The sequence below is a fragment of the Pseudomonas sp. NPDC088429 genome (assembly GCF_044753305.1).
GTDB classification, from domain to species: domain Bacteria; phylum Pseudomonadota; class Gammaproteobacteria; order Pseudomonadales; family Pseudomonadaceae; genus Aquipseudomonas; species Aquipseudomonas rustica.
On sequence record NZ_JBIVMX010000005.1, the window covers coordinates 130534 to 154676 of the forward strand.

Consider the following 24143-nt stretch of genomic DNA (forward strand, 5'->3'; position numbering starts at 1 on the left):
CGTAAGCAGTCGATGAGGGTCTACCCATGAGCAATGCCGCACTCGCAGTAAAACCCGCTGTCCACGCGCTGGAAATTCACCCGGTGGCCGGTCGTATCGGCGCCGAGATTCGTGGCGTGCACTTATCCGGTGAACTGGACGCCGCCACCGTCGAAGCCATTCAACAGGCGCTGGTTCAATACAAAGTCGTGTTCTTTCGCGAACAGACTCAGCTCGACGATCAGCGTCAGGAAGCCTTTGCTCATTTGCTCGGCGAACCGGTGGCGCACCCGACCGTTCCGTCCCGTGAAGGCACGCGTTATCTGCTCGAACTGGACGGCGCGGAAGGTCAGCGGGCCAACTCCTGGCACACCGACGTGACCTTCGTCGATGCTTACCCGAAAGCCTCGATCCTGCGCTCGGTGGTGGCCCCGGCATTCGGTGGCGACACCCTGTGGGCCAACACCGCGACGGCATACAACGGCTTGCCGACCGAACTGCGTGAACTGGCCGATAAACTGGTCGCCGTGCACAGCAACGAGTACGACTACGCCAGTGCGAAACCGGACGTGTCGGCAGAGAAGCTGGAGCGCTATCGCAAGGTTTTCACATCGACTGTTTACGAGACTGAGCACCCGGTGGTGCGCGTGCACCCGATCAGCGGCGAGAAGAGCTTGTTGTTGGGGCATTTCGTTAAACGCATCAAAGGTTACTCGCAGGCTGATTCGGCGCATTTGTTTGGGCTTTTGCAGAGCCATGTGATCCGTCAGGAAAACACCGTGCGCTGGCGCTGGAAGGCGGGTGATGTGGCGATCTGGGATAACCGTTCGACGCAGCATTATGCGATTGATGATTACGGGACTCAGGATCGGGTGGTGCGTCGGGTGACGTTGAAGGGTGAGGTGCCGGTGGGGGCGAACGGGCAGCGTAGCCAGACTATCAAAGGCGCGGACATCGTCGGCGTCTGATCGGACTCGATACCTGTAGGAGCTGTCGAGTGAAACGAGGCTGCGATCTTTTGATTTGAAGATCAGGATCAAAAGATCGCAGCGTGCCGCAGCTCCTACCGGAATCACCAAACCCCGATCTGAACGACTTTCTCGGATTCCGGCTCACCATACCGAAACCGCTGTCCACGCCCATCAATCTCCTGATGACTGATCGTCGTGCGCCGCTTCAACCCCCGCACCCACTCAAACAAATACCCTGCATGCTCCTCGCGCACTGCCGCGAACGCCGGATCGTCGCCCAAATCACGCAGCTCCTGCGGATCATTCAGCAAATCAAACAACTGCGGCCGAAAGCCGTCGTACGCCAGGTATTTCCAGCGTTCGCTGCGCACCATGGTCATGCGGCAACGATCGATCGGCTGGCCCAGTCGCTCCCGCGCAGGCGCCTGAAACGCGTAGTCGTATTCGCTGATCGCATAGCGGCGCCAGTCCGGATTCTCTCCGTGCAGAAGCGGGATAAACGAACGACCCTCAAGTCGATGCTCCGCCGCCGGCAATCCCAGCGCTTGAAGAAACGTCGGCAACGCATCAATGGTTTCCGCCAGCCGATCATCCACCGTGCCGCGCGTGGAATCCGCCGCCGCCCGAGGGTCGCGCACGATCAATGGCACGCCCACCGCCTGCTCCAGCAAAAACTCCTTCTCGCCGAGCCAGTGATCGCCCAGAAAGTCGCCGTGATCGCTGGTGAACACGATCAACGTGTCATCCCAACGGCCATTGCTCTGCAGAAAATCGAACAGACGCCCAAGTTGATCATCGACTTGCTTGACCAGGCCCATGTACGTGGGGATTACAGTCAATCGTACTGAATCGCGGGAGAAGTTGAGGCTTTCCTCATGCTGGCGAAAGGCAGTGTATACGGGGTGTTTGCTGGCTTCGGAGGGCGTCGCGCGGATCGGTTCGAGAATCGATTTCGTACTGTACAAGGCGTGGTATGGCGCTGGTACGATGTAGGGCCAGTGCGGTTTGATATAGGAAAGGTGTAAACACCACGATTTCTCGCCTTGCTCGGTGATGAAGTCGATGGCTCGATTTGTAGTGTAGACAGTCTCTGAGTGTTGCTCGGGAATTCGTGCTGGCAGTTTCGAATGACGCATTTGCCAGCCGCTGAGGATTTCGCCGTTGTCGCCTTCGGCGGCGTTGGCCCAGTCGTGCCAAGGGTTGCGGCCCTCGAAACCGTGCTCGCGCAGGTAATGGGTGTAGGGCGCAGATTCGCGTTTGTCATCGAACAGCGGATCGTCGGGATAGATGCCGTCGTGGCGCATGTACGGTTCGAAACCGACTTCGTTGAGAATTTCGGCTTGCTCGCTCTCGGGGTTGATCGCCAGACGTTGCAAGGCATCCACGTTCGCCGTTGCGTGAGTCTTGCCAACCAGCGCGGTACGGATGCCGTGCGGGCGCAGGTAATCGCCGATCGTCAGTTCTTCCAGTGGCAGCGGCACGGCGTTCCAGGCGACTTGATGGCTGCTGACGTAACGCCCGGTGTAGGCCGACATCCGCGACGGCCCGCAGATCGTGCCTTGGGTGTAGGCGCGGCTGAAACGTACGCCGGCGGCGGCGAGGCGATCGATGTTCGGCGTGTGCAAATGTGGGTGGCCGTAGCAGGACAGGTAATCGCGGCGCAGTTGATCGCACATGATGTACAGCACGTTGCGCACGGGGTTTGGCTGGGTGGGCATGGGGTTCACCGGTCAGTGGGACAGGCGAGGGTTTTCGCTTTCGGTGGGGGTGTTCGGCAAGTGCATTTGGGGAATGGGGTTTATGCAGGGAGTGCATCGGAGACTGCACTGGCCCCTTCGCGAGCAGGCTCACTCCTACAGGGGAATGCATTTCAAATGTAGGAGTGAGCCTGCTCGCGATAGCGGTCGATCAGACGGCAAGTCTATCCAGCGAACACACCTCCTCATCCACCGCATCAATCACCTTGATCTGCTCAATCATCGCCTCCGCCAACGGCGACAACCGATACCCCGCGCGGCTGACAATCCCATAGCGCGTATACAGCTCCTCCAGATCATCCGCCAAACCCTCAACCCGCAAACACACCAGCTCACCCTTGGCCTGATGCAGGGCGTCCGAATACGCGCCGACAATCCCGATCGCCTCCGAACGCAGCACCACACTGAGCAGACTCGAGCTGTTTTCGCACTCCACATTCGGGGTGAAATCCGGGCGGCCGCTGAGGTCGACAATCACCTTGCGCAGGTTCGGCGGGCGGATGCTCACCGCCAGCGGATAACTCATCAATTGCTCGGCGGTGACTCGATCAAATGCCGCCAACGGATGCCCCGCGCGGCAGCAGAAATGCCATTTACGCGGGCGCAACCGATGTGTCAGATAATCCGGATCCGCCTCGAAATGCCGAGTGTCCGCAACGAAGAACTCAAACTCTTCGCTCAATAAGCGTTTGCTCAAACTCTGCCAATCATCGACCTGAAACTGCACCCGCGCTTTCGGATAGCGACCGATGAAGCTGCCAATTGCGCGCGGGATCAAACCCGCCGCTGGTGCCGGCCCGCAACCGAAGCGCAATTCCCCTGCCTCCAGCCCATTGAACTGGCTGATCTCGTTGGCCATTTGCTGCGCACCACTGACCAGCCGCCGCGCGTGTTCGAGCAGCACCTGGCCCTGTTTGGTCGGCGGTAATTCCTTGCGCCCGCGATCGACCAACTGGCAGCCGACGCTGTGCTCCAGCGCCTGAATGCTACGGCTGAAAGCCGACTGCGACAGGTTCACCGCCTGCGCGCCGGCGACGAAGCTGCGTTGTTCAGCCAAGGCGATGAAGTGACGAAGTTGCCGCAAGTCGATATGCATTTTTCACATAAAAAATATCCGGGAAATGCATTGGATATGCATTAGGTCGACTCCTTATAAAGGCAATCTCTTATGCAGTAAATATTTGTAAATCCATAAATAAATAACTTAAAAGAATATGCAGCGCTGAAGATGTCTGTGTGTTTTTTGACCAGGAGCCGCGCCATGAGTCCGTTGAACCTAGCGTCACCCTTAACACCACGACGGCTCAAACGCCTGCCTCTGGCCTTGTTGCTGGCAGGGAGCGCCAGTTGGACTCACAGCTACGCCGCCGAAACGGAAACCCCGACGCCGGTACCCGCAGGCAAACCGGCGGCCAACAGTTCGCAGCTGGAAACCGTGACCGTGACCACTCGCCGCCGCGAAGAAAGTTCGCAGGATGTACCGACGCCAATGAGCGTGGTCAGCGGCCAGAATCTGGAGACGCAACGGGTTTACCGGATTCAGGATTTGCAGCAACTGGTACCGAGCGTCAACGTCGCCTACATGCATGCGCGGCAGTCCAGCGTGTCGATCCGAGGCCTGGGCAACAACCCGGCGAGCGATGGTCTGGAAGGCAGCGTCGGGCTGTACATCGACAACGTGTATCTCGGCCGTCCAGGCATGGCGGTGTTCGATTTGATGGACATCGAACAGCTCGAAGTGTTGCGTGGGCCGCAGGGTACGCTGTTCGGCAAAAACACCACCGCCGGGGTGATCAACATCAGCACCCGCGCGCCGACCTTCACGCCTGAGCGCAGCATCGAAACCTCGGTCGGCGAAGACGGTTATTTCCAAACCAAAGGCACGATTTCCGGGCCGCTCAACGATGAGCTGGCCGGACGTTTTTCCGCCTATCGCACGCGCAGTGACGGCGACATCAAGAACGAATACAACGGCCATGATTTGAACGGCGGCTCGCGCGATGGCTTCCGCGCCCAGTTGCTGTTCAAGCCCAACGAAGACTTCAATCTGCGCTGGATCGGCGACTACAACGAAGAGGATTCAAGCGCCGGTACCCGCGTGCTGTACGACACCGGCCCGACCATCAACGGCGTCAATCTTTACTCGGCGCGGGCAGCGGCGGCCGGTGCAACGCTGGTCAACGGCTCGCACCGCAAGGTCAATCTGGACAGCGATCAACACGTCACCGTGCATCAGGGCGGTACCTCGGTTGAAGCCAATTGGGCACTGCCGAGCGATTTCACCCTGACCTCGATCAGCTCGTACCGCTTCTGGAATTTCACCCCGAAAAATGACGATGGTCTCAACGTCGCGTCGACTTACAACGCTGGTGTTTCGGTAGAAGACAAACAGTATTCACAGGAATTTCGCCTGGCGTCGCCCAAGGGCGAGTTCTTCGATTACGTCGTCGGCGCCTACTACTTCGGCAACGATCTGGACAACAAATCCTTCGCCTATTACGGCCCGCAAGCGGACATCTGGAACGGTACGCCGGCCGGTGCGCTGGCCAACATTGGCAGCGTCGGCAACGGCCATATCAAGACCGACAGTTTTGCGCTGTTTGCCCAAGGCACCTGGCATCTGACCGAGCGCCTGGATTTCACCGCCGGCGTGCGCGGCACCTATGAAGAGAAGAACGCCTGGGTCACTCGCGATGCGCCGGTCGGTGGCGCGGCGGTGACGGGTGCAGCGGCAACGGCGCGGCGCGGTCGTGCCGGCGCCTACGATTCCGGCGATTTGAATCAGTACAGTTCCAGCCCGTCCGGTTTGCTCAACCTCAGCTATCGCATCACTGACGATGTGCTCGGTTACGCGACGGTGTCTCACGGCGAAAAATCCGGCGGCGTTAACCTCTCAGTCGGCTCTGCACCCGCCGCCGGCGCCGACTCGCTGTTGGTTGGCACCGAACGCGCAAACAACGCCGAGCTCGGTTTCAAAAGTACGCTGTGGGATCGTCGTTTGCAGCTCAACGCCAACGTCTTCTGGACGCAGGTCAACGCCTATCAGACCAACGCTTACGACGACGTCAACCGCGTGCAATACCTGACCAACGCCGGCTCCGTGCGCTCGCGCGGCGTCGAGTTTGAAAGCACGGTGATCCCGCTGCGCGGCTTGACCCTTAACTTCAACGGCTCCTTCAACGACGTCAGCTACCTCTCCTACAAAGACGCGCCGTGCCCGCCGGAAATCAGCCAGGCACCGGGTGCCCCAGCCTCTTGCGACCTCAGCGGTCACCAAGTGGTCGGCGCTTCGAAATGGATCGGCAACGCCAACGGCGAATACAAATGGAATCTCGATAACGGCTTCGAACCGTACGTCACCGGCAGCTATGCCTTCCGCTCGAAAGCCGTCGGCACGGTCGAGGATTCCGACTATGGGCAGATCCCGAGTTACGCGGTGGTCAACCTTTCCACCGGCCTGCGCGGCGACTTCAACCAAGGGCAGTGGGACATCTCGCTGTGGCTGAAAAACGCCTTCGACAAAACCTACTACACGACCCTGTGGACGGGCGGCAACGGCGGCTATGAAGGCCTGCTCGGCACACCGCGAACCCTCGGCGTCACCGGTCGCTACGACTTCTGATAAGTCATTCAAGGAGCTGCATCATGTTGCGCATCAAAACGGCTTTTCCGCTGTTGTTGTCCGGCGCGGTGTTTAGCGCTGGCGCCTTCGCCGCACCGAGCGTTTACCCGACTGGCGTCACCCGTTACGACCCGGACAAAGCCTTCAATCAGTACGTGATTTTCAGCGGCGCCGACAAGCAGACGCACCTGATCGACATGAACGGCAACGAGGTCAAGAACTGGCCGCAGGCAGGTTTCCCTTCAGCGATCATCGACCCGAAACTGGTCGGCGGCGAGCGCGGGCATGTCCTGCTGCAACTGAGTGACAAGGATCCCGGCAAACTCGGTTCAGCCGGCAATGGCCTGGGCAATCAGAGCGTCGGCGAATTGGACTGGAATGGCAAAGTCGTCTGGCAGTGGGGCGACAAGGCGCCCGGTGGCGCAGCGCAGCAGCATCACGATCAACGCCGGTTGAGCAACGGCAACACCGTGGTGCTGGCGAACAAAGTGCACCCGATCAAAGGCTTCAAAGTCCCCGAGGTGATCGACGATGCGATCTATGAAGTCAGCCCCGACGGTGCGGTGAAATGGCAGTGGCTGGCGTCGGAGCACCTCAACGAATTCGGCTTCACCCCAGAGCAATTGAAACTGGTGCGCGGCAGCGAGGATGCGGACTACCTGCACATCAATAACCTCAGCGTGGTCGGGCCGAACAAGTGGTTCGATGCCGGTGACAAGCGTTTCAATCCGGACAATCTGCTGTTCGATTCGCGCAACGCCAACTTCATCGCAATCATCGAAAAAAGCAGCGGCAAAGTGGTCTGGCGTCTGGGGCCGAATCTGCCCCTGGCCAGCCCGAAAACCGCGCGGACGCTGCCTCGTCCGGTCGATCAATTTGTCGGTCAGCATGACGCCCACATCATTCCGGCCGGGCTACCGGGCGCGGGCAATGTGCTGGTGTTCGATAACCAGGGGTCGGCGGGTTATCCGAACGTCACCCTCGGGCTGATTTCCGGCTCGCGAGTGCTGGAAATCGATCCGGTAAAAAACGAAATCGTCTGGCAGTACAGCGCCGCCAATTCGAAGCAACCGGGGTGGGCGTTTTACAGCTCCTTCATCAGCAGTGCGCGGCGTTTGCCCAACGGCAATACGTTGATCGACGAAGGCATGAACGGACGGTTTTTCCAGGTCACGGCCAGCGGCGAAAACGTCTGGGAATACGTCAGCCCGTACCTGGGCAAAGCTCCGGGCAGCGATGCCGTCAGCAATTGGGTGTATCGCGCGTTACCTGTGAGTTATGACTGGGTGCCGCAGGGTACGCCGCGCTCCGAAACCGCTGTGATTGCACCGGTGGTGGGCGTGCAGCAGACCAACGCCAGTCGCTAGTCGAGGCGCGCATCGGGTCTTTGTTGATGCGTTGCGCGAATACTTTCAATGCCTGAAAAGCATGCTGTTTTCACCACATGGCTACAGCCCTTATGGGCCGTGGCTTTGGTGAAAGTGATCAGCTCGTATATTCCATAAAAGCCTATGGATAACGTTAAAGATTACTTTCGGAGATAAGCGTCTAAGCCAATGATTCACCCATCGATCGCGGTGGGGGCTTCAACAAACGGCGAATCGACTGCTTGGTAAAGAGAACGCAAAAAAGACCGCAGGGAGTGAATCAATGGGCAATGTCCAGACCGCCGCCAGCGCAGAGGAATTGCTGTGGCGTCAGACGCCGAGTGGCGAACTGGTCGATCTCGGCCGGCCGCACCGTGTGCCGTTGGGGCAGCAAAGTTTGCAGCGTGCCCCCAAAGGCATCTTGAGTCGGCGCGAGGCAATCCTGCTGGGTGTGTTGGCGCTGTTGGCGCATGGCGCGGTGATCTACTGGATCAACCAGCAGCCGACGCCGACGCTGCCAATCGTGCCGCCAGAAATTCCACCGATGACCATCGAGTTTTCGCGCCCGGCTCCGCCAGCGCCACCGGTTGTCGAGCCGCCACCTCCAGCGCCTGTGGTCGAACCACCGCCGCCGGTTGAGGACGAGCTTGCCGTAAAACCACCGCCGCCGAAGCCGATTCCAAAGCCGAAACCGGTGGTTAAACAGCCACCGAAACCGGCGCCGAAAGCCGTCGAGCAACCACCGGCGCCGCCTAAACCGGTCGCTCCAGTCGCTGCGCCAGCGCCACCTGCACCACCGGCGCCGGCTCCGGTAACCCCGGCCTCGGCCAACGCCGCGTACTTGAAAAACCCGGCGCCGGAATACCCGTCGCTGGCTCAGCGTCGCGGTTGGGAAGGCACGGTGTTGCTGCGCGTGCATGTGTTGGCCAGCGGCAAACCGGGTGAGATCCAGATAGCAAAAAGCAGTGGTCGGCAACAGCTCGACGATGCGGCGCTGAACGCCGTGAAACGTTGGAGTTTCGTCCCGGCCAAGCAGGGTGATGTCGCCCAGGACGGCTGGGTCAGCGTGCCCATCGATTTCAAGATTCATTAAACCGAAACCAAATTCGCGCGAAATGTTTACACGAGGGAATACATCATGACGTTACTGGCATCTCCACTGGAATCCATCGAAAGCGCGGTGATCTGGCTGCTGGTGGTTTTTTCCGTCGCCACCTGGGGCCTGGCATTGCTCAAGGCTGTGCAGTTCGGTCGTCTGAAGGCGCAGGATCGCCGTTTTCATAAACGCTTCTGGGCGGCGTCGAGTCTGGATTCCGCTGCTGAATTGAGCGAGACCCAGCCCGGTGCCGCAGCACGAGTAGCTCAAGCCGGTTACGCGGCGATTCAAGTGGGTGAGGCGCCACAGGCCACGGATTTGAGCCAGGCGATCAACCATCAGGATCGACTGGAGCGCGCCTTGCGTCAGCAGATCGTCCGCGAACGCCGTTCGCTGGAAACCGGTCTGGCAGTAGTCGCCAGTATTGGCAGTACGTCGCCGTTCATTGGTTTGTTCGGCACGGTGTGGGGAATCATGGAAGCGTTGAAAGGCATCAGCGCGGCCGGTTCTGCGAGCCTGGAAACAGTCGCCGGCCCTATTGGTGCGGCACTGGTCGCGACCGGTGTGGGTATTGCCGTCGCGGTACCGGCGGTGCTGGTTTACAACTACTTTTTACGTCGTCTGAAACTGACGGCGGCGGATCTCGATGACTTCGCCCACGACTTCTACAGCCTGGCGCAAAAGAGCTCGTTCCGCGTGTTGATCCACCCGACTGCGCACAAGGTTGCAGCGCAGGGCAACGCGGCAAAAGTGAAGGAGGCGTCCTGATATGGCCTTCTCCACGCAAGACAGTGATGAGGTACTCAGCGAGATCAACGTGACCCCGCTGGTGGACGTAATGCTGGTGCTGCTGGTGGTGTTTATCGTCACCGCGCCGCTGCTGACCAACGCGATCCCGATCAACCTGCCGAAGACTGAGGCGGTGGCGCCGGTCGAGCAAAAGGATCCGCTGGTGGTGAGCATCGACGGTGCCGGCAAACTGTTTATCAACAAGGACGAGATTCAGCCGGACTTGCTGGAATTCAACCTCAAGTCGGCCAAGGCCAAGGATCCGGAAGTGCGCGTGCAATTGCAGGCGGATGACGGAGTGAATTACGGCGAAGTGGCGCGAGCGATGGCTTCGATTGAGCGGGCAGGGATTACCAAGTTGTCGGTGATCACGGCGCGGTAACAGGCTTTACGTTTTTCCGGGGCCGTCTCCTTGGCAGGGTGCGGCCCTTTTTTTTGTTTCTCGAACACCAACCCTGTAGGAGCTGCCGAAGGCTGCGATCTTTTGATTTTGATTTTAAAAGCAAGATCAAAAGATCGCAGCCTTCGGCAGCTCCTACAGGATATTTGTCATATTCGTTTCAGGTCTTAATAAATAGCTTCTTATTCCTTAACGAATATAAATCCCCTCCCTATACTCCTTCAGGAACAGACACGCAGGAGAGCTCCCCATGCGCAACGAATCAATTCGCTATCTGATTGTGCCGGGCTGGCAAGGATCGCCGGAAGATCATTGGCAAAGCCACTGGCAGAACAGCCTGCCGAACAGCGCGCGGGTCGAGCAGGCCGATTGGCTGACGCCGCGTTGTGAAGATTGGGTCGCCGCGCTGGCCGAGGCGATTGCCGCTGACAGCACGCCCGTCATCCTCATCGCCCACAGCCTCGGCTGCATCACCGTTGCCCATTGGGCGGCCACTGCCCCAGTGCAATACCTGCGTCAGGTGCGCGGCGCCTTGCTAGTCGCGCCGGCGGATGTCGAACGTCCGGCCTGCGCACCCGCGCTGCGCAATTTCGCACCGATTCCAACGGATCTGCTGCCGTTTCCAAGTCAGGTCGTCAGCTCCGACAACGATGCGGCCGTGAGTGCGCCGCGTGCCATGGAACTGGCGCGCAACTGGGGCGCCGAGGCGGGGATTCTCGCCGGTGCCGGGCACATCAACGTCAAGTCCGGGCATCAGCGTTGGGAGCAGGGTTTTGCTTATCTCTATCGCCTGCAAAACCGTATGGAACACCACGCTCGCCGTCGCGCCTGATTTGTTTTTTCTTTGATCGCCCCCGTCTCCCGGCGGTTTTGGGCGGGAGTCTGCCATGAGTTTCGACACTTTCGGTCAGCCGTTGCTGACCTTTCCCGATGCAGAAAAAAGCCCCCTGAGCATCCGCGCCAAAGCGCTGGTGTTCGTCGATCCACGCTCGCGCCAGTTGCGCGAAGAGCTGGAGCAATTGGCCCCGCGCTCGATCTCGGTATTGATCCGTGGCGAGACCGGCACCGGTAAAGAATTGCTCGCCCGCCATATCCATCGCGCCAGTGATCGCAGCGGTTTATTTGTCTCGGTCAATTGCGGTGCGATCAGCCCGACCTACGCCGATGCCGAATTGTTCGGCTATGCCGCCGGCACGTTCAGCGGTTCGGCCAGCAGCCGCGCGGGGTGGTTCGGTTCGGCCAATGGCGGGACGTTGTACCTGGATGAAATCGGCGATCTGCCGCTGCCGATTCAGATCAAATTGCTCGCGGCTCTGGAAAACCACGAGGTCACTCGCGTCGGTGCGCATCAGCCGAGCCCGGTGGACGTGCGCCTGGTCGCGGCCACCAGCATCGATCTGGCGCAAGCAGTGGACGCCGGAAAATTCCACGAGCGGCTCTATCACTATCTCAGCGAAGGTCATCTCGAGTTACCGGCGTTGCGCGCGCGGATCGGCGATATCCTTTCGCTGGCCGAGTATTTCCTCGGCATCTACAGCCAGCGCCTCGACCTGCCGGTGCCGCTGATCAGCGAAGCCGCGCAACATGTTCTCGAGCAACACAGCTGGCCGGGCAACACCCGCGAACTGGAAAACGTCATTCATTTTGCGTTGCTGGTGAGCACGGGCGACGAAATTCTGCCGGAGCACCTCAATCTACCGCCGCTCTTGACCCAGATCGAATCCCAGATCAACCAGATCATCGCCACCGGCTCCACGGCTGACCAAGCTGCCCTCAAAAAACTTCTGAAAAACACCGGCCTCCTGTAGGAGCTGGCGAAGCCTGCGATCCTTTGATCTTGCTTTTCAACGTTTTAACTTGTTGAAAATCAAAAGATCGCAGCCTTCGGCAGCTCCTACACGTCTAAATCGCGTGTATGAACAAAATGGAATATCAACGTGAATAAACGTTATTGTCCGGGAATATAAAATCCCGGTATTGTCCGACCCACGCCAGCGATATCACTTCACTGGCACTCGTATTAGATGCCGTCGTCGATGACGACCGATTTTCGATAAGGACACTGCATGAAAAAGGTTCTGTTGTTTACCGCATTGGCGGCTGCTCTGACGGCTTCCCTGGCCAACGCCGGCGAGAAACTGGTGGTTGCCGCAACGCCGGTGCCGCACGCTGAAATTCTTGAGCTGATCAAACCGACCCTGGCCAAAGAAGGCGTGGATCTGGAAATCAAAGTCTTCACCGACTACGTTCAGCCGAACGTGCAAGTGGGCGAGAAGCGTCTGGACGCCAACTACTTCCAGACCCTGCCGTACCTGAACAGCTTCAACCAGGGTAAATACAAAGACGACAAATCCAAGTACCTGGTGACTGTGCAAGGCGTGCACGTTGAACCGTTCGGTGGTTACTCGAGCAAGTACAAAACCCTGGCTGAACTGCCAGACGGCGCGACCATCGCTATCCCGAACGAAGGCAGCAACAGCGGCCGTGCGCTGATCCTGCTGCAGAAGGCTGGCCTGATCGAGCTGAAAGATCCGAAAAACGCTCTGGCAACGCCGAAAGACATCGCCAAGAACCCGCACAACTTCAAGTTCAAGGAACTGGAATCGGCCCTGCTGCCACGCGTTCTGAAGGAAGTTGATCTGGACATGATCAACACCAACTACGCGCTGGAAGCCAAGCTGAACCCGCAGAAAGATGCGCTGGTGATTGAGGGCGCTGACTCGCCGTACGTGAACTTCCTGGTGGCCCGTGAGGACAACAAGAACAGCGACGCGATCCAGAAACTGGCCAAAGCCTTGACCAGCCCGGAAGTCAAAGCGTTCATCGAGAAGAAGTACAACGGCGCGGTACTGCCGGCGTTCTGATCTGACGCTTGAACCATCCCCTTCAAGGTGTGAAAACGCCGATGGCCAGTGATGGGCATCGGCGTTTTTGTGTGTGCAAAATCAGCAGCCAGAAGCAAAAGATCGCAGCCTTCGGCAGCTCCTACAGAGAAATGAACACCTGTAGGAGCTGCCGAAGGCTGCGATCTTTTGATCTTTATTGCTCAGGCCACCCCAGCCTTCAACGCCCGCCTCAACGCCACCAACAATTTCAAAATCTCCTGCGGATCCAGCCGCTGCGGCGCTTTTACGTCCATGTTCTCTTCCTTGTAATTGGTTTCGGCCGGAGGAGTCTGGCCAAAAGCTGTGCGTCCTTGGAGGGCCTGAATCAAAAAAAGATCCGTCCTACAGCGCAAGGAAAAATAGCCTTCTTATTCCTCCCCGGCAAACCGACAGGATAGTTTTTTGAGTGATATCAATATGCTTTAACGGTATTTAAATTCTTGTTTTTATACCTATAAAGTCAGTGCCTGCCGGACAGCCACCCGCTGTCCATGGACTGCACGACCGTCGCTTACCGAGCGATGTCCAGGACGCTTCATGACCTTCGATTACGCTTTTATTCTCAGCACGCTGCCGGCGTTTCTCAAAGCCGTGGGTGTGACGCTGCAGGTCGGTTTCATCGCCATTGGCACCTCGCTGGTGGTGGCGCTGCTCAACGCGACGATTCTGGTGTTCCGCACGCCGTACCTGCAAAAACTGGTCGGCCTGTACGTGGAACTGGCGCGCAACACGCCGCTGCTGATCCAGTTGTTTTTCGTCTACTTCGCTTTGCCGGCAGTAGGGATTCAGGTATCCGGTTTCACCGCCGCGATCATCACCATGACTTTCCTTGGCGGCGCCTATCTGACTGAAGTGCTGCGCGCCGGCGTCGACGCGGTGCCGCAGGCGCAACTGGAATCCGGGCGCTCCATCGGCCTGTCGCACGGACAGTTGCTGCGCTATGTGATCCTGCCGCAAGCGGGGATTCTCAGCCTGCCGTCGCTGTTCGCCAATTTCATTTTCCTGCTCAAGGAAACCACCGTGGTGTCGGCGGTGGCGGTGCCGGAAATTCTCTATACCACCAAGAGCTACATCGCGCTCTATTACAAAACCTACGAAATGCTCGCCGTGCTGACGCTGATCTGCGTGCTGTTGTTCTTGCCGCTGTCGCTGTTGCTCAGCCGTCTGGAAAGGAGGCTCCAGCATGGCCAGTTCGGGTCTTGAATTACTCTGGGTATCGTTGCCGCAACTGGCAAAAGGCGCCGGGCAAACCTTGTCGATCTCGTTTCTGAGCATCGCCATCAGCACTGTCGGCGGCGTGCTCTACGGTGTATTGCGCACGTTGAACGTGACGTGGCTGAACGCGATTCTGCGGGTGTATCTGGAGCTGTTCCGGGCGATCCCGGTGCTGGTCTGGTTGTACCTATTGTTCTTCGGCTTGCCGATTTTCTTTGGCCTGAGCATTCCGAGTTTCTGGTGCGCAGTGCTGGTGCTATCGCTGTGGGGCGCCAGCGAGGTCGGCGAAGTGGCGCGCGGTGCGCTGCATTCGTTGCCGCGCGGGCAGCGTGAAGCGGGGCTGTCGATTGGACTGAACGCTGCGCAACTCTACGGCTACGTGTTGCTGCCGCAAGCGCTGAAGCGCATGACGCCGCCGACCATCAACGTCTACACGCGAATCATCAAAACCAGTTCGCTGTCGGTACTGATCGGTGTGGTGGATGTAATCAAGGTCGGCCAGCAGATCATCGAACGCACCTATGAATCAGTGCTGATCTACGGCGCGCTGTTCCTGTTTTTCTTTTTCATCTGCTACCCGCTGTCGGCCGCCTCGCGCGTGCTGGAGCGGCGCTGGACGCAAGCATGAGCGCATTGATCGAGTTTCACGGCTTCAACAAATTCTTCGGCGAGCAGCAGGTGCTCAACGGCATCGATCTGCAAGTGCAGAGCGGTGAAGTGATCGTCATCCTCGGCCCCAGCGGCTGCGGCAAAAGTACGCTGCTGCGTTGCCTCAATGGCCTCGAAGTCGCCCACAGCGGCAGCCTGAAATTTCTCGACCGCGAGCTGCTCGACAAGGCCACCGACTGGCGCGACATCCGCCAGCAGATCGGCATGGTGTTTCAGAGTTATCACCTGTTTCCGCACATGAGCGTGCTCGACAATTTGCTGCTCGGCCCGCTCAAGGTGCAAAAGCGTCAGCGCCGTGAAGCGCAACAACAAGCCGAAGCCTTGCTCGAACGCGTGGGACTTTTGGACAAGCGCGATGCCTTCCCGCGTCAGCTCTCGGGCGGTCAGCAGCAACGCATCGCCATCGTCCGTTCGCTGTGCATGAACCCACGGGTGATGCTCTTCGATGAAGTCACCGCCGCCCTTGATCCGGAGATGGTCAAGGAAGTTTTGCAGGTCATTCAGGGCCTGGCCCGTGAGGGCATGACCCTGCTGATAGTCACCCACGAAATGGCCTTCGCCCGCGCGGTGGCCGACCGCATCGTGTTCATGGATGCCGGGCGCATCCTTGAACAAACCCCGCCCGAGATTTTCTTTACGAACCCGCAAACCGCACGCGCGCAGCAGTTTCTGGAGAAGTTCTCCTTCGTTGCAACACTGCCAAAAACGAATCCGACAAAGGAACTGGAACTGTTATGAAAACTGCCGCTTTTTTACTGCCCCTACTGAGCCTCGCCTTGCTTGCCGGTTGCAGCAAAACCGAAGAACCGCCAAAGCCGAAAGTCGCCAGCGAAAGTACCGCGCCGGCCGGTTATCTGGACAAGATCAAGGCCCGCGACAAACTGATCGTCGGCGTGTTTACCGACAAGCCGCCGTTTGGTTTTGTCGATGAAGCGGGGCGCTACGTAGGTTTCGATACCGACATCGGCCGTCGTTTCGCCAAGGATCTGCTCGGCGATGAAAACAAGGTCGAATTCGTTGCCGTCGAACCGGCGAGCCGCATTCCGTTTCTGCAAAGCGACAAGGTCGACCTGATCCTCGCCAACATGACCGTCACGCCTGAGCGTAAGGAAGCGGTGGAATTCACCAACCCGAACCTCAAGGTCGCGGTGCAAGCGCTGGTGCCGCAAAGCAGCTCGGTGAAAAACCTGGATGACCTGGCGACCCGCACCACCATCGTCACCACCGGCACCACTGCCGATATCTGGCTGACCAAGAATCACCCGGACTGGAAACTGCTGAAGTTCGAGAAAAACTCCGAGTCGCTGCAAGCCCTGGCCAATGGTCGCGGCGATGCGTATGCGCAGGACAATCTGGTGCTGTTCAGCTGGGCCAAGCAGAACCCGGGCTATCGCGTGCTGGAGGATAAACTCGGTGCCGAAGCGCCGATTGCACCGGCGGTGAAGAAGGGCAATATTGAACTGCGTGACTGGGTGAATACCGAGCTGACGAAGTTGGGTGAAGAGAAGTATCTGCTCAAGCTGTACGACCAATACGTGCGTAAAGAACTGAGCGATGACACCAAGCCTGAAAGCGTGATTGTTGAAGGGGGCAAGTGGCAGGGGTGATTGCCTGATGGGTCGGTGGTGAGGCTTGCCCCTCACCCCAGCCCTCTCCCGGAGGGAGAGGGGGCCGACCGAGGTGTCCTGCGTCACACATCGACCTGAAAAACCGAGTCGATTATGGATTCACAGCAGCATTTTCAGGTCGGCGTCACTCTGGAGCATCCCCTAATCAGTCCCCTCTCCCCCCGGGAGAGGGCTAGGGTGAGGGGCTTGTGACCAAAGCACTCAATCCGGCCAATACCACGCCGGCGTCTCCAGCAGTTTCTGCCCGACAATCCCGGTCTCCCCCAACGTCTTCTCCAGCACAATGCAATTGCACTCCGGATCCTCCTGCAACGCCGAAATCAACCGCCGCGCATGTGACACCACCCACACCTGACATTGCTCCGACGCACGAATGATCAACCGTGCCAACGCCGGCAGCAGATCCGGGTGCAGGCTGGTTTCCGGCTCGTTCAGCACCATCAGCGATGGCGGCCTCGGTGTCAGCAACGCCGCGACCAACAACAAATAACGCAACGTCCCGTCCGACAACTCCGCCGCCGACAGTGGCCGCAGCAAACCTTCCTGATAAAACTCGATGGCAAAGCGTCCACCCGCCTGAGCGTCGATATGCAAGCGCGCCCCCGGAAAGGCATCAGTAATCGCCGCACGCATCGCGTCGCCGTCACCGATTTCAATAATGGTCTGCAACGCTGCCGCCAGATCGCGGCCGTCGTGGTGCAGCACCGGTGTGCGCGTGCCCAATTGCGGTTGGCGCACCGGTGCGTCGGCGTCGCTGCGAAAGTGATCATAAAAACGCCAGCGGCGAATGAACTCGCGCATCTGGAACACTTCCGGCGAGCTGCGCAGACTGCCAACCTGATCGAACAGGCTGTCGAAGTTCGGCGTGTGCTGCGCCAGCACATCCCATTGGCGCTCGTTGCGCGCGCGGATCATCGGGCCGTCGCGATCGACCAACAGGCTGGCGGGGCGGTAATGCGGGCCGGCCCAGATGCATTCGCGCTTGATCTGCGGGTCGAGGCTGAAGCGCGAGGGGATCGGCCGCGAATGCTCGGGCAGCATGAAATGGCCGTTGGAATCCGGCAGGCCGAGACTGATCGAATAACTGAAATCTTCCCCGGCAAAGCCCAGGCGCAAACGCTTCACGCCTTGGCGCACCGTCGACTGGATCGGCACCTCGCCGTTGCGCATGCGCCGGCTGATGGTTTCCGGCCCGGCCCAGAACGTCGAATCCAGTCCGCCTTCACGCGCCAGTGCATTGACCACACCGCCCTGCGCGGTTTCCGCCAGCAGGCGCAAGGCCCGATAGAGGTTGGACTTGCCGCTGCCATTGGGGCCGGTGATCAGGTTCAGACGACCCAGCGGGATCACCAATTTATTGATCGAGCGGTAATTGGCCACCGCCAGGGTGTTGAGCATGAATGAGATCCTCCGAATCCGCCGCAGAATACCCCCTGTAGGAGCTGCCGAAGGCTGCAATCTTTTGATCTTTTCCGCAAAAAAGCAAAAGATCGCAGCCTTCGGCAGCTCCTTCGGTGTTTAATCTGTTATTCGCATGAGCAATGGTTGAACCCTGTTCTAAGCTCTGAAGTCGTATCGTCCTGATCGTCTAAAAATGCCAAGGAGTCTGCATGGCGGGTCCCGGAATTAAAGTGGTAATGGCCTTGAGCGCCATTGCCTTGCTGACCGCTTGCGGCGAAAAGAAGGCTCCCCAGGAGTACCTGCCGAGAGTCTTTGTTCAAGAGGTGAAACCCGCGGATTACGCGGCCTCGGTGACACTGACCGGTGATGTGCAGGCGCGCGTGCAGACAGAATTGTCGTTCCGCGTCGGCGGCAAAATCATCCAGCGTTCGGTCGATGTCGGCGACCGTGTCACGGCCAAGCAAGTGCTGGCCAAACTCGATCCCAAGGATTTGCAGACCAACGTCGATTCCGCTCAGGCTCAGGTCGTCGCCGAACAGGCGCGGGTCAAGCAGAGCGCGGCGGCGTTTGTGCGTCAGCAAAAACTGCTGCCCAAGGGCTACACCAGCCAAAGCGAATTCGATACCGCGCAAGCCGCGTTGCGCAGTAGCCAAAGCGCCTTGAGCGCGGCTCAGGCGCAACTGGCCAATGCCAAGGATCAGCTCAGCTACACCTCGCTGATTGCTGATGCGCCGGGCGTCATCACTGAGCGTCAGGCCGAAGTTGGCCAGGTCGTGCAAGCCACGGCGCCAATTTTCAGTCTGGCCCGCGATGGCGATCGCGATGCGGTGTTCAACGTCTACGAGTCGCTGCTGGCCGAGCGGCCTACCGACAACAAAATCACCGTCAGCCTGCTCGACAATCCCGAGATCAAAACCACCGGCACCGTGCGCGAAATCACCCCGTCGGTGTCCGCGCAGTCCGGCACCGTGCAAGTCAAAGTCACCCTCGACAAACTGCCGCCAGGCATGCAACTCGGTTCGGTAGTGAGCGCGACGGCCAAGGGCACCGGCAAATCGGCGGTGGCTTTGCCGTGGTCGGCGCTGACCAAAAATGTCAGCGACCCCGCCGTGTGGCTGGTCGACGACAAGGGCGAAGCGCAATTGCACACGGTCACGGTCGGCCGTTACCTGACCGGCAAAGTGATCATCAGCGAAGGTCTCAATGGCGGCGAAAAAGTCATCATCGCCGGCGGCCAGTTATTGCACCCGGGCATGAAAGTCGAGATTGCCGAGAACACTTACAAGGATCTGGAAATGGGAGCGCAGCCATGAAGCGTTTCGGGCTGTTGGCCGTCGGGCTGTTGCTCGCGGCATGCTCCAAGAAGGAGCCACCTCCGGAGCCGGTGCGCCCGGTGTTGTCGGTCAAGGTCGAGGCCTTGAACGAAGAAACCCTCGGTCGCTTCGCCGGCAGCATTCAGGCGCGTTACGAGAGCAACACCGGATTCCGTGTCGGCGGGCGCATTGCCAGCCGTAACGTTGATGTCGGCACCGAAGTGGAGAAGGGCACACTGCTCGCCACCCTCGACCCGTCCGATCAGCAGAATCAGCTGCGTTCGGCGCAGGGCGATCTGGCAAAAATCGAAGCGCAACTGATCAACGCACAAGCCAATGCGCGACGTCAGCAAGCGCTGTTTGATCGCGGCGTCGGCGCGCAGGCGCAACTCGACGAGGCCACCACTAACCTGAAAACCACTCAGGCCTCGCTCGATCAGGCGCGGGCGGCGGTCAATCAGAGCAAGGATCAACTTGGCTACACCGAACTGCGCTCCGACCACAAAGCCGTGGTCACCGCGTGGAATGCCGAGGCCGGGCAAGTGGTGACGGCGGGTCAACAAGTGGTGACGCTGGCGCAGCCGGACATCAAGGAAGCGGTGATCGATCTGCCGGACACTTTGGTCGATCAGATCCCCAAGGACGTGGTTTTTCTGGTCGCTGCGCAACTCGATCCCAGCATCAAAACCACAGCGGTCATCCGCGAAATCGAACCGCAGGCACAGAGCGCCACGCGCACCCGCCGCGCTCGTCTGACCCTGACTGATACGCCGGAAGGTTTCCGTCTCGGCACCGCGATCAGCGTGACCCTCAGCTCAGCGATCAAACCGCGCATCGAACTGCCGGCAACCACGTTGCAGGAAGTCGATGGCAAAACACGGATCTGGGTGATCGACACCCAAAACAAAACCGTCAGCCCCCGCGATGTCACCGTCGTCAGCCGCACCGACAGCACCGTGGTGCTGGCCGGTGGGGTGAAGAACGGCGAGCAAGTGGTCAGCGCCGGCGTCAACAGTCTCAAACCCGGACAATCAGTGAAACTTGACGAGGACAGTCAATGAAAGGCTCTTTCAACCTCTCCGAATGGGCCCTGAAACACCAGTCCTTCGTCTGGTACCTGATGTTCGTCGCGTTGCTGATGGGGGTGTTTTCCTACTTCAATCTGGGCCGCGAAGAAGACCCGTCGTTCACCATCAAAACCATGGTGATCCAGACCAAATGGCCGGGCGCGACCCAAGAGGAAACGCTCAAGCAGGTCACCGACCGCATCGAGAAAAAACTCGAAGAGCTGGACTCCCTCGACTACGTGAAAAGCTACACGCGCCCCGGCGAATCGACGGTGTACGTGTACCTGCGCGACACCACCAGTGCCAAGGACATCCCGGAAATCTGGTACCAGGTGCGCAAGAAGATCAACGATATTCGCGGGCAGTTTCCCCAAGGCATTCAAGGCCCGGGGTTTAACGACGAGTTCGGTGATGTGTTCGGTTCGGTCTACGCGTTTACCGCCGACGGCCTGACCATGCGCCAGTTGCGCGACTACGTGGAGCAGGCGCGGGCGGAGATTCGCAACGTGCCGGGGCTGGGCAAGATCGAAATGGTCGGCCAGCAGGACGAAGTGATTTACCTGAACTTCTCCACGCGCAAACTGGCTGCGCTGGGCATCGATCAGCGCCAGGTCGTAGAGAGCCTGCAATCGCAGAACGCCGTGACCCCGGCAGGTGTGATCGAGGCCGGGCCGGAGCGGATTTCCGTGCGCACGTCGGGGCAATTCGCCTCGGAGAAAGACCTGGCCGAGGTCAACCTCAAGCTCAACGACCGCTTCTATCGTCTGGCCGACATCGCCGAGATCAGTCGCGGTTACGTCGACCCGGCCACCCCGGAATTCCGTTTCGACGGCAAACCGGCAATCGGTCTGGCGATCGCCATGCAGAAGGGCGGCAACGTCCAGGCGTTCGGCAAGGCGTTGCATGAGCGCATCGATCAAGTCACCGCAGACCTGCCGGTAGGCGTCGGTATCCACACCGTATCCGATCAGGCCGTGGTAGTTGAGGAAGCTGTCGGCGGCTTCACCAGCGCGCTGTTCGAAGCGGTGATCATCGTCTTGGTGGTGAGCTTTATCAGCCTCGGCGTGCGCGCCGGTCTGGTGGTGGCGTGCTCGATTCCGCTGGTGCTGGCGATGGTCTTCGTCTTCATGGAATACAGCGGCATCACCATGCAGCGGATTTCCCTCGGTGCGTTGATCATCGCCCTCGGCCTGTTGGTGGACGACGCGATGATCACGGTGGAGATGATGGTCACGCGCCTGGAAATGGGCGAGACCAAGGAGCAGGCCGCGACCTACGCCTACACCTCGACCGCGTTCCCGATGCTCACCGGTACGCTGGTGACCGTCGCCGGTTTCGTGCCGATCGGCCTCAACGCCAGCTCCGCTGGTGAGTACACCTACACGCTGTTTGCGGTGATCGCGGTGGCGATGATCGTCTCGTGGATCGTCGCGGTGTTCTTCGCGCCAGTGATCGGCGTGCACATCCTCAGCGCCAACGTGAAACCCCACGCCGCTGAACCAGGGCGCATTGGCCGCGCATTCAACGGCGGTTTGCTGTGGAGCATGCGCAACCGTTGGTGGGCGATCGGTATCACCGTGCTGCTGTTTGCACTGTCGATTTTCTGCATGCGTTTCGTGCAGAACCAGTTCTTCCCGGCCTCGGATCGTCCGGAAATTCTCGTCGACCTGAACCTGCCGCAAAACGCCTCGATCGACGAAACCCGCAAGGCCGTCGACAAGCTCGAAGAAACCCTCAAGGGCGACCCGAACATCGTGCGCTGGAGCACCTACATCGGTCAGGGCGCGATCCGTTTCTACCTGCCACTAGACCAGCAATTGCAAAACCCGTACTACGCGCAACTGGTGATCGTCAGCAAAGGCTTCGAGTCTCGCGAGGCTCTGAGCGCACGGCTGCGTGAGCGTCTGCGCAAAGAGTTCGTCGGCATCGGCAGCTACGTGCAGGCACTGGAAATGGGCCCGCCGGTAGGGCGTCCGATTCAGTACCGGGTCAGCGGCAAGGACATCGATCAAGTGCGCAAGCACGCCATCGACCTCGCCACCGAACTGGATAAAAACTCGCACATCGGCGAGATCATTTACGACTGGAACGAGCCGGGCAAAGTCCTGCGCATCGACATCGCACAGGACAAGGCGCGCCAGCTCGGGTTGTCGTCCGAAGACGTCGCCAACCTGATGAACAGCATCGTCAGTGGCTCGCCGTTGACCCAGGTCGATGACGATATCTACCTGATCAACGTGGTCGGTCGTGCGGTGGATTCCGAACGCGGTACCCCGGAAACCCTGCAGAACCTGCAGATCGTCACACCGAGCGGCACCTCGATCCCGCTGCTCGCATTCGCCACGGTTCGTTATGAGCTGGAGCAACCGCTGGTGTGGCGTCGCGATCGTTTGCCGACCATCACCATCAAGGCTTCGGTGCGCGACGAGATTCAGCCGACCGACCTGGTGAAAATCCTCAAGCCATCGATTGATGCCTTCGCGGAAAAACTGCCGGTCGGCTACAAAGTCGCCACCGGCGGTACGGTCGAGGAAAGCGGCAAGGCCCAAGGGCCGATCGCCAAGGTGTTGCCATTGATGCTGTTCTTGATGGCGACGTTCCTGATGATCCAGTTGCACAGCGTGCAGAAAATGTTCCTGGTGGCGAGTGTCGCGCCGCTGGGGCTGATCGGCGTGGTGCTGGCGCTGGTGCCGACCGGCACGCCGATGGGCTTCGTGGCGATTCTGGGGATTCTCGCGCTGATCGGCATCATCATCCGCAACTCGGTAATCCTGGTCACGCAGATCGATGAATTCGAACGCAAAGGCTATGAGCCGTGGGATGCGGTGGTGGAAGCGACAGAGCATCGACGCCGGCCTATCCTGCTGACCGCTGCGGCGGCGAGCATGGGCATGATCCCGATCGCCCGCGAAGTATTCTGGGGGCCGATGGCGTACGCGATGATCGGCGGGATTGTGGTGGCGACGCTGCTGACGCTGCTGTTCCTGCCGGCGCTGTACGTGGCCTGGTACAAGATTCGCGAACCGAAAAAAGAAACTGCCTAAGGCAAAAGCAAAAGATCGCAGCCTGCGGCAGCTCCTACATTGAAACGCATTCCAATGTAGGAGCTGCCGCAGGCTGCGATCTTTTGATCTTCAACCAACACGCCGCCAAACGCTGGCCAACCAAGGCTGCTGCTCGCGCGGCAGCCCCGCCGGCCGGAAGTAATGCTCTAGCTCGACAAACCCCGCCGCCGTCAACAACCCCTGCCACGCCGCCAGATCGTGATACGAGCCATAACGCGGCCCGTTCCAGCCCTCACGGTTATCCCCGCGCGGATTGGAACTGAACAACACCCCACCGGGTTTTAAAGCGCCATGCAATTGCTTGAGCACCCGTGGCAACTCCTGCAACGGCACATGAAACAGCACCGCATTGGCAAAAATCCCGTCAAAGCGTTCAGCCGGCAGATCCAGCTTCAGAAAATCCTGCTGTAACACCTCACAGCCGCTGTCCTCCCGCGCCATCCGCGCAAATTCCTCAGAGCCATCCAGCCCCACCGCAACGTGACCCATACGCGTAAACGTCTGCAAATCCCGCCCCGGCCCGCAGCCGAAATCCAGAATCGTCAACGGCGCTGAACCCTGAATATGCCGCAGCAACGCATCGATATTCTGGCTGACATCGTGATCACGTGTGCCTTCACGGAAGTCTTCGGCCACCGAGTTGTAATGGCCGAGGGTGGTGGCGGTGATCTGTTCGAGATCGGAGGGGGTTTGCTTCATGGTCGGCTGCACGTTCAGGGAGAGATGTGCCGACTATAAGCGAAAAGATCGCAGCCTGCGGCGGCTCCTACAGGCGTTCATCCACGGTCGGCCTCGATCCTGTAGGAGCTGCCGCAGGCTGCGATCTTTTGATCTTGCCTCAATACCCACCTGTTACTTCTTACAGTATCGACCCGATGAAAAAACCTTCAGGCTACCCCTAAGCCTGGAGGACGTTCAC

21 protein-coding genes are annotated in these 24143 nt (G+C 59.3%); 16 read left to right on the forward strand and 5 right to left on the reverse strand.

From position 1 onward, the window contains the following. Nucleotides 1–26 precede the first annotated feature (26 nt). The gene (locus ACIP66_RS05505; RefSeq protein ID WP_053116486.1) at nucleotides 27–947 is read left to right on the forward strand and encodes a TauD/TfdA family dioxygenase; all 921 of its coding nucleotides are present in this window, start codon (nucleotides 27–29) and stop codon (nucleotides 945–947) included. Nucleotides 948–1051: 104 nt separating this feature from the next. Here ACIP66_RS05505 and ACIP66_RS05510 read toward each other — a convergent pair whose 3' ends face one another. Next, complete coding sequence (locus ACIP66_RS05510; protein ID WP_400646097.1) at nucleotides 1052–2668, reverse strand: alkaline phosphatase family protein; 1617 nt, start codon at nucleotides 2666–2668, stop codon at nucleotides 1052–1054. Nucleotides 2669–2858: 190 nt separating this feature from the next. Continuing rightward, nucleotides 2859–3803 (reverse strand): LysR family transcriptional regulator, encoded by a 945-nt coding sequence (locus tag ACIP66_RS05515; RefSeq protein WP_400646099.1) that lies wholly within the window; start codon nucleotides 3801–3803, stop codon nucleotides 2859–2861. A gap of 165 nt (nucleotides 3804–3968) precedes the next feature. Here ACIP66_RS05515 and ACIP66_RS05520 point away from each other — a divergent pair, with 165 nt between their 5' ends. From ACIP66_RS05520 to ACIP66_RS05555, 8 genes are all read left to right on the forward strand, one after another. Then, nucleotides 3969–6329: a TonB-dependent receptor gene (locus ACIP66_RS05520; RefSeq protein ID WP_212546317.1), complete on the forward strand. Its 2361-nt coding sequence runs from the start codon at nucleotides 3969–3971 to the stop codon at nucleotides 6327–6329. A 23-nt stretch (nucleotides 6330–6352) separates the two neighbouring features. After that, nucleotides 6353–7696, forward strand: a complete 1344-nt coding sequence (locus ACIP66_RS05525; RefSeq protein ID WP_053116490.1) for an aryl-sulfate sulfotransferase — start codon at nucleotides 6353–6355, stop codon at nucleotides 7694–7696. A 283-nt stretch (nucleotides 7697–7979) separates the two neighbouring features. Then, nucleotides 7980–8789, forward strand: a complete 810-nt coding sequence (locus ACIP66_RS05530; protein WP_400646103.1) for an energy transducer TonB — start codon at nucleotides 7980–7982, stop codon at nucleotides 8787–8789. A 45-nt stretch (nucleotides 8790–8834) separates the two neighbouring features. After that, nucleotides 8835–9560, forward strand: coding sequence for a MotA/TolQ/ExbB proton channel family protein (locus ACIP66_RS05535; RefSeq protein ID WP_053116492.1), 726 nt, complete (start codon nucleotides 8835–8837; stop codon nucleotides 9558–9560). 1 nt (nucleotide 9561) lies between these two features. Further along, the gene (locus ACIP66_RS05540) at nucleotides 9562–9963 is read left to right on the forward strand and encodes a biopolymer transporter ExbD (protein ID WP_003220570.1); all 402 of its coding nucleotides are present in this window, start codon (nucleotides 9562–9564) and stop codon (nucleotides 9961–9963) included. 268 nt (nucleotides 9964–10231) lie between these two features. After that, nucleotides 10232–10813: an alpha/beta hydrolase gene (locus ACIP66_RS05545; protein ID WP_212550005.1), complete on the forward strand. Its 582-nt coding sequence runs from the start codon at nucleotides 10232–10234 to the stop codon at nucleotides 10811–10813. A 55-nt stretch (nucleotides 10814–10868) separates the two neighbouring features. After that, entirely contained in the window at nucleotides 10869–11789 is a 921-nt protein-coding gene (locus tag ACIP66_RS05550; protein WP_159811975.1) for a sigma 54-interacting transcriptional regulator, read from the forward strand. Between the two features lie 258 nt (nucleotides 11790–12047). Continuing rightward, a complete protein-coding gene (locus ACIP66_RS05555) occupies nucleotides 12048–12845 on the forward strand; it encodes a MetQ/NlpA family ABC transporter substrate-binding protein (RefSeq protein ID WP_007918708.1) in 798 nt (265 codons plus the stop codon). Between the two features lie 182 nt (nucleotides 12846–13027). On the opposite strand, the gene ACIP66_RS05560 is transcribed toward ACIP66_RS05555, so the two are convergent. Then, nucleotides 13028–13195: a hypothetical protein gene (locus ACIP66_RS05560; protein ID WP_159811976.1), complete on the reverse strand. Its 168-nt coding sequence runs from the start codon at nucleotides 13193–13195 to the stop codon at nucleotides 13028–13030. A gap of 208 nt (nucleotides 13196–13403) precedes the next feature. On the opposite strand from ACIP66_RS05560, the gene ACIP66_RS05565 reads away from it, so the two are divergent. The 4 genes from ACIP66_RS05565 to ACIP66_RS05580 are packed head-to-tail and all read left to right on the forward strand — an operon-like array spanning nucleotide 13404 to nucleotide 16357. Beyond that, nucleotides 13404–14069, forward strand: a complete 666-nt coding sequence (locus ACIP66_RS05565) for an amino acid ABC transporter permease (RefSeq protein WP_053116495.1) — start codon at nucleotides 13404–13406, stop codon at nucleotides 14067–14069. Beyond that, on the forward strand, nucleotides 14050–14709 hold the full coding sequence (locus ACIP66_RS05570) for an amino acid ABC transporter permease (RefSeq protein WP_400646110.1): 660 nt from the start codon (nucleotides 14050–14052) through the stop codon (nucleotides 14707–14709). The genes ACIP66_RS05565 and ACIP66_RS05570 overlap by 20 nt, the downstream gene beginning before the upstream one ends. After that, a complete protein-coding gene (locus ACIP66_RS05575) occupies nucleotides 14706–15488 on the forward strand; it encodes an amino acid ABC transporter ATP-binding protein (protein WP_159811978.1) in 783 nt (260 codons plus the stop codon). The genes ACIP66_RS05570 and ACIP66_RS05575 overlap by 4 nt, the downstream gene beginning before the upstream one ends. Continuing rightward, the gene (locus ACIP66_RS05580; RefSeq protein ID WP_053116498.1) at nucleotides 15485–16357 is read left to right on the forward strand and encodes a transporter substrate-binding domain-containing protein; all 873 of its coding nucleotides are present in this window, start codon (nucleotides 15485–15487) and stop codon (nucleotides 16355–16357) included. The genes ACIP66_RS05575 and ACIP66_RS05580 overlap by 4 nt, the downstream gene beginning before the upstream one ends. 222 nt (nucleotides 16358–16579) lie before the next feature. Here the strand turns inward: ACIP66_RS05580 and ACIP66_RS05585 are convergent, their stop codons facing one another. After that, entirely contained in the window at nucleotides 16580–17776 is a 1197-nt protein-coding gene (locus ACIP66_RS05585; protein WP_400646113.1) for an AAA family ATPase, read from the reverse strand. 212 nt (nucleotides 17777–17988) lie between these two features. On the opposite strand from ACIP66_RS05585, the gene ACIP66_RS05590 reads away from it, so the two are divergent. Genes ACIP66_RS05590 through ACIP66_RS05600 form a run of 3 tightly spaced genes read left to right on the forward strand, consistent with a single transcriptional unit; the run spans nucleotide 17989 to nucleotide 23203 of the window. Then, the gene (locus ACIP66_RS05590; RefSeq protein WP_053116500.1) at nucleotides 17989–19092 is read left to right on the forward strand and encodes an efflux RND transporter periplasmic adaptor subunit; all 1104 of its coding nucleotides are present in this window, start codon (nucleotides 17989–17991) and stop codon (nucleotides 19090–19092) included. Beyond that, nucleotides 19089–20153 (forward strand): efflux RND transporter periplasmic adaptor subunit, encoded by a 1065-nt coding sequence (locus ACIP66_RS05595; protein ID WP_159811981.1) that lies wholly within the window; start codon nucleotides 19089–19091, stop codon nucleotides 20151–20153. Before ACIP66_RS05590 ends, ACIP66_RS05595 begins: the two co-directional genes overlap by 4 nt. After that, entirely contained in the window at nucleotides 20150–23203 is a 3054-nt protein-coding gene (locus ACIP66_RS05600) for an efflux RND transporter permease subunit (protein ID WP_400646117.1), read from the forward strand. The genes ACIP66_RS05595 and ACIP66_RS05600 overlap by 4 nt, the downstream gene beginning before the upstream one ends. Before the next feature lie 90 nt (nucleotides 23204–23293). On the opposite strand, the gene ACIP66_RS05605 is transcribed toward ACIP66_RS05600, so the two are convergent. Beyond that, complete coding sequence (locus tag ACIP66_RS05605) at nucleotides 23294–23923, reverse strand: class I SAM-dependent methyltransferase (protein ID WP_400646120.1); 630 nt, start codon at nucleotides 23921–23923, stop codon at nucleotides 23294–23296. Nucleotides 23924–24143: the final 220 nt, after the last annotated feature.

What these genes read in the sequence shown, in the direction of transcription:
- ACIP66_RS05580 (WP_053116498.1), top strand. Translation starts at nt 15,485, where the DNA reads ATGAAAACTGCCGCTTTTTTACTGCCCCTACTGAGCCTCGCCTTGCTT.
- ACIP66_RS05570 (WP_400646110.1), top strand. Translation starts at nt 14,050, where the DNA reads ATGGCCAGTTCGGGTCTTGAATTACTCTGGGTATCGTTGCCGCAACTG.
- ACIP66_RS05590 (WP_053116500.1), top strand. Translation starts at nt 17,989, where the DNA reads ATGGCGGGTCCCGGAATTAAAGTGGTAATGGCCTTGAGCGCCATTGCC.
- ACIP66_RS05575 (WP_159811978.1), top strand. Translation starts at nt 14,706, where the DNA reads ATGAGCGCATTGATCGAGTTTCACGGCTTCAACAAATTCTTCGGCGAG.
- ACIP66_RS05535 (WP_053116492.1), top strand. Translation starts at nt 8,835, where the DNA reads ATGACGTTACTGGCATCTCCACTGGAATCCATCGAAAGCGCGGTGATC.
- ACIP66_RS05565 (WP_053116495.1), top strand. Translation starts at nt 13,404, where the DNA reads ATGACCTTCGATTACGCTTTTATTCTCAGCACGCTGCCGGCGTTTCTC.
- ACIP66_RS05540 (WP_003220570.1), top strand. Translation starts at nt 9,562, where the DNA reads ATGGCCTTCTCCACGCAAGACAGTGATGAGGTACTCAGCGAGATCAAC.
- ACIP66_RS05510 (WP_400646097.1), bottom strand. Translation starts at nt 2,668, where the DNA reads ATGCCCACCCAGCCAAACCCCGTGCGCAACGTGCTGTACATCATGTGC.
- ACIP66_RS05605 (WP_400646120.1), bottom strand. Translation starts at nt 23,923, where the DNA reads ATGAAGCAAACCCCCTCCGATCTCGAACAGATCACCGCCACCACCCTC.
- ACIP66_RS05520 (WP_212546317.1), top strand. Translation starts at nt 3,969, where the DNA reads ATGAGTCCGTTGAACCTAGCGTCACCCTTAACACCACGACGGCTCAAA.
- ACIP66_RS05515 (WP_400646099.1), bottom strand. Translation starts at nt 3,803, where the DNA reads ATGCATATCGACTTGCGGCAACTTCGTCACTTCATCGCCTTGGCTGAA.
- ACIP66_RS05545 (WP_212550005.1), top strand. Translation starts at nt 10,232, where the DNA reads ATGCGCAACGAATCAATTCGCTATCTGATTGTGCCGGGCTGGCAAGGA.
- ACIP66_RS05595 (WP_159811981.1), top strand. Translation starts at nt 19,089, where the DNA reads ATGAAGCGTTTCGGGCTGTTGGCCGTCGGGCTGTTGCTCGCGGCATGC.
- ACIP66_RS05530 (WP_400646103.1), top strand. Translation starts at nt 7,980, where the DNA reads ATGGGCAATGTCCAGACCGCCGCCAGCGCAGAGGAATTGCTGTGGCGT.
- ACIP66_RS05585 (WP_400646113.1), bottom strand. Translation starts at nt 17,776, where the DNA reads ATGCTCAACACCCTGGCGGTGGCCAATTACCGCTCGATCAATAAATTG.
- ACIP66_RS05555 (WP_007918708.1), top strand. Translation starts at nt 12,048, where the DNA reads ATGAAAAAGGTTCTGTTGTTTACCGCATTGGCGGCTGCTCTGACGGCT.
- ACIP66_RS05550 (WP_159811975.1), top strand. Translation starts at nt 10,869, where the DNA reads ATGAGTTTCGACACTTTCGGTCAGCCGTTGCTGACCTTTCCCGATGCA.
- ACIP66_RS05600 (WP_400646117.1), top strand. Translation starts at nt 20,150, where the DNA reads ATGAAAGGCTCTTTCAACCTCTCCGAATGGGCCCTGAAACACCAGTCC.
- ACIP66_RS05505 (WP_053116486.1), top strand. Translation starts at nt 27, where the DNA reads ATGAGCAATGCCGCACTCGCAGTAAAACCCGCTGTCCACGCGCTGGAA.
- ACIP66_RS05525 (WP_053116490.1), top strand. Translation starts at nt 6,353, where the DNA reads ATGTTGCGCATCAAAACGGCTTTTCCGCTGTTGTTGTCCGGCGCGGTG.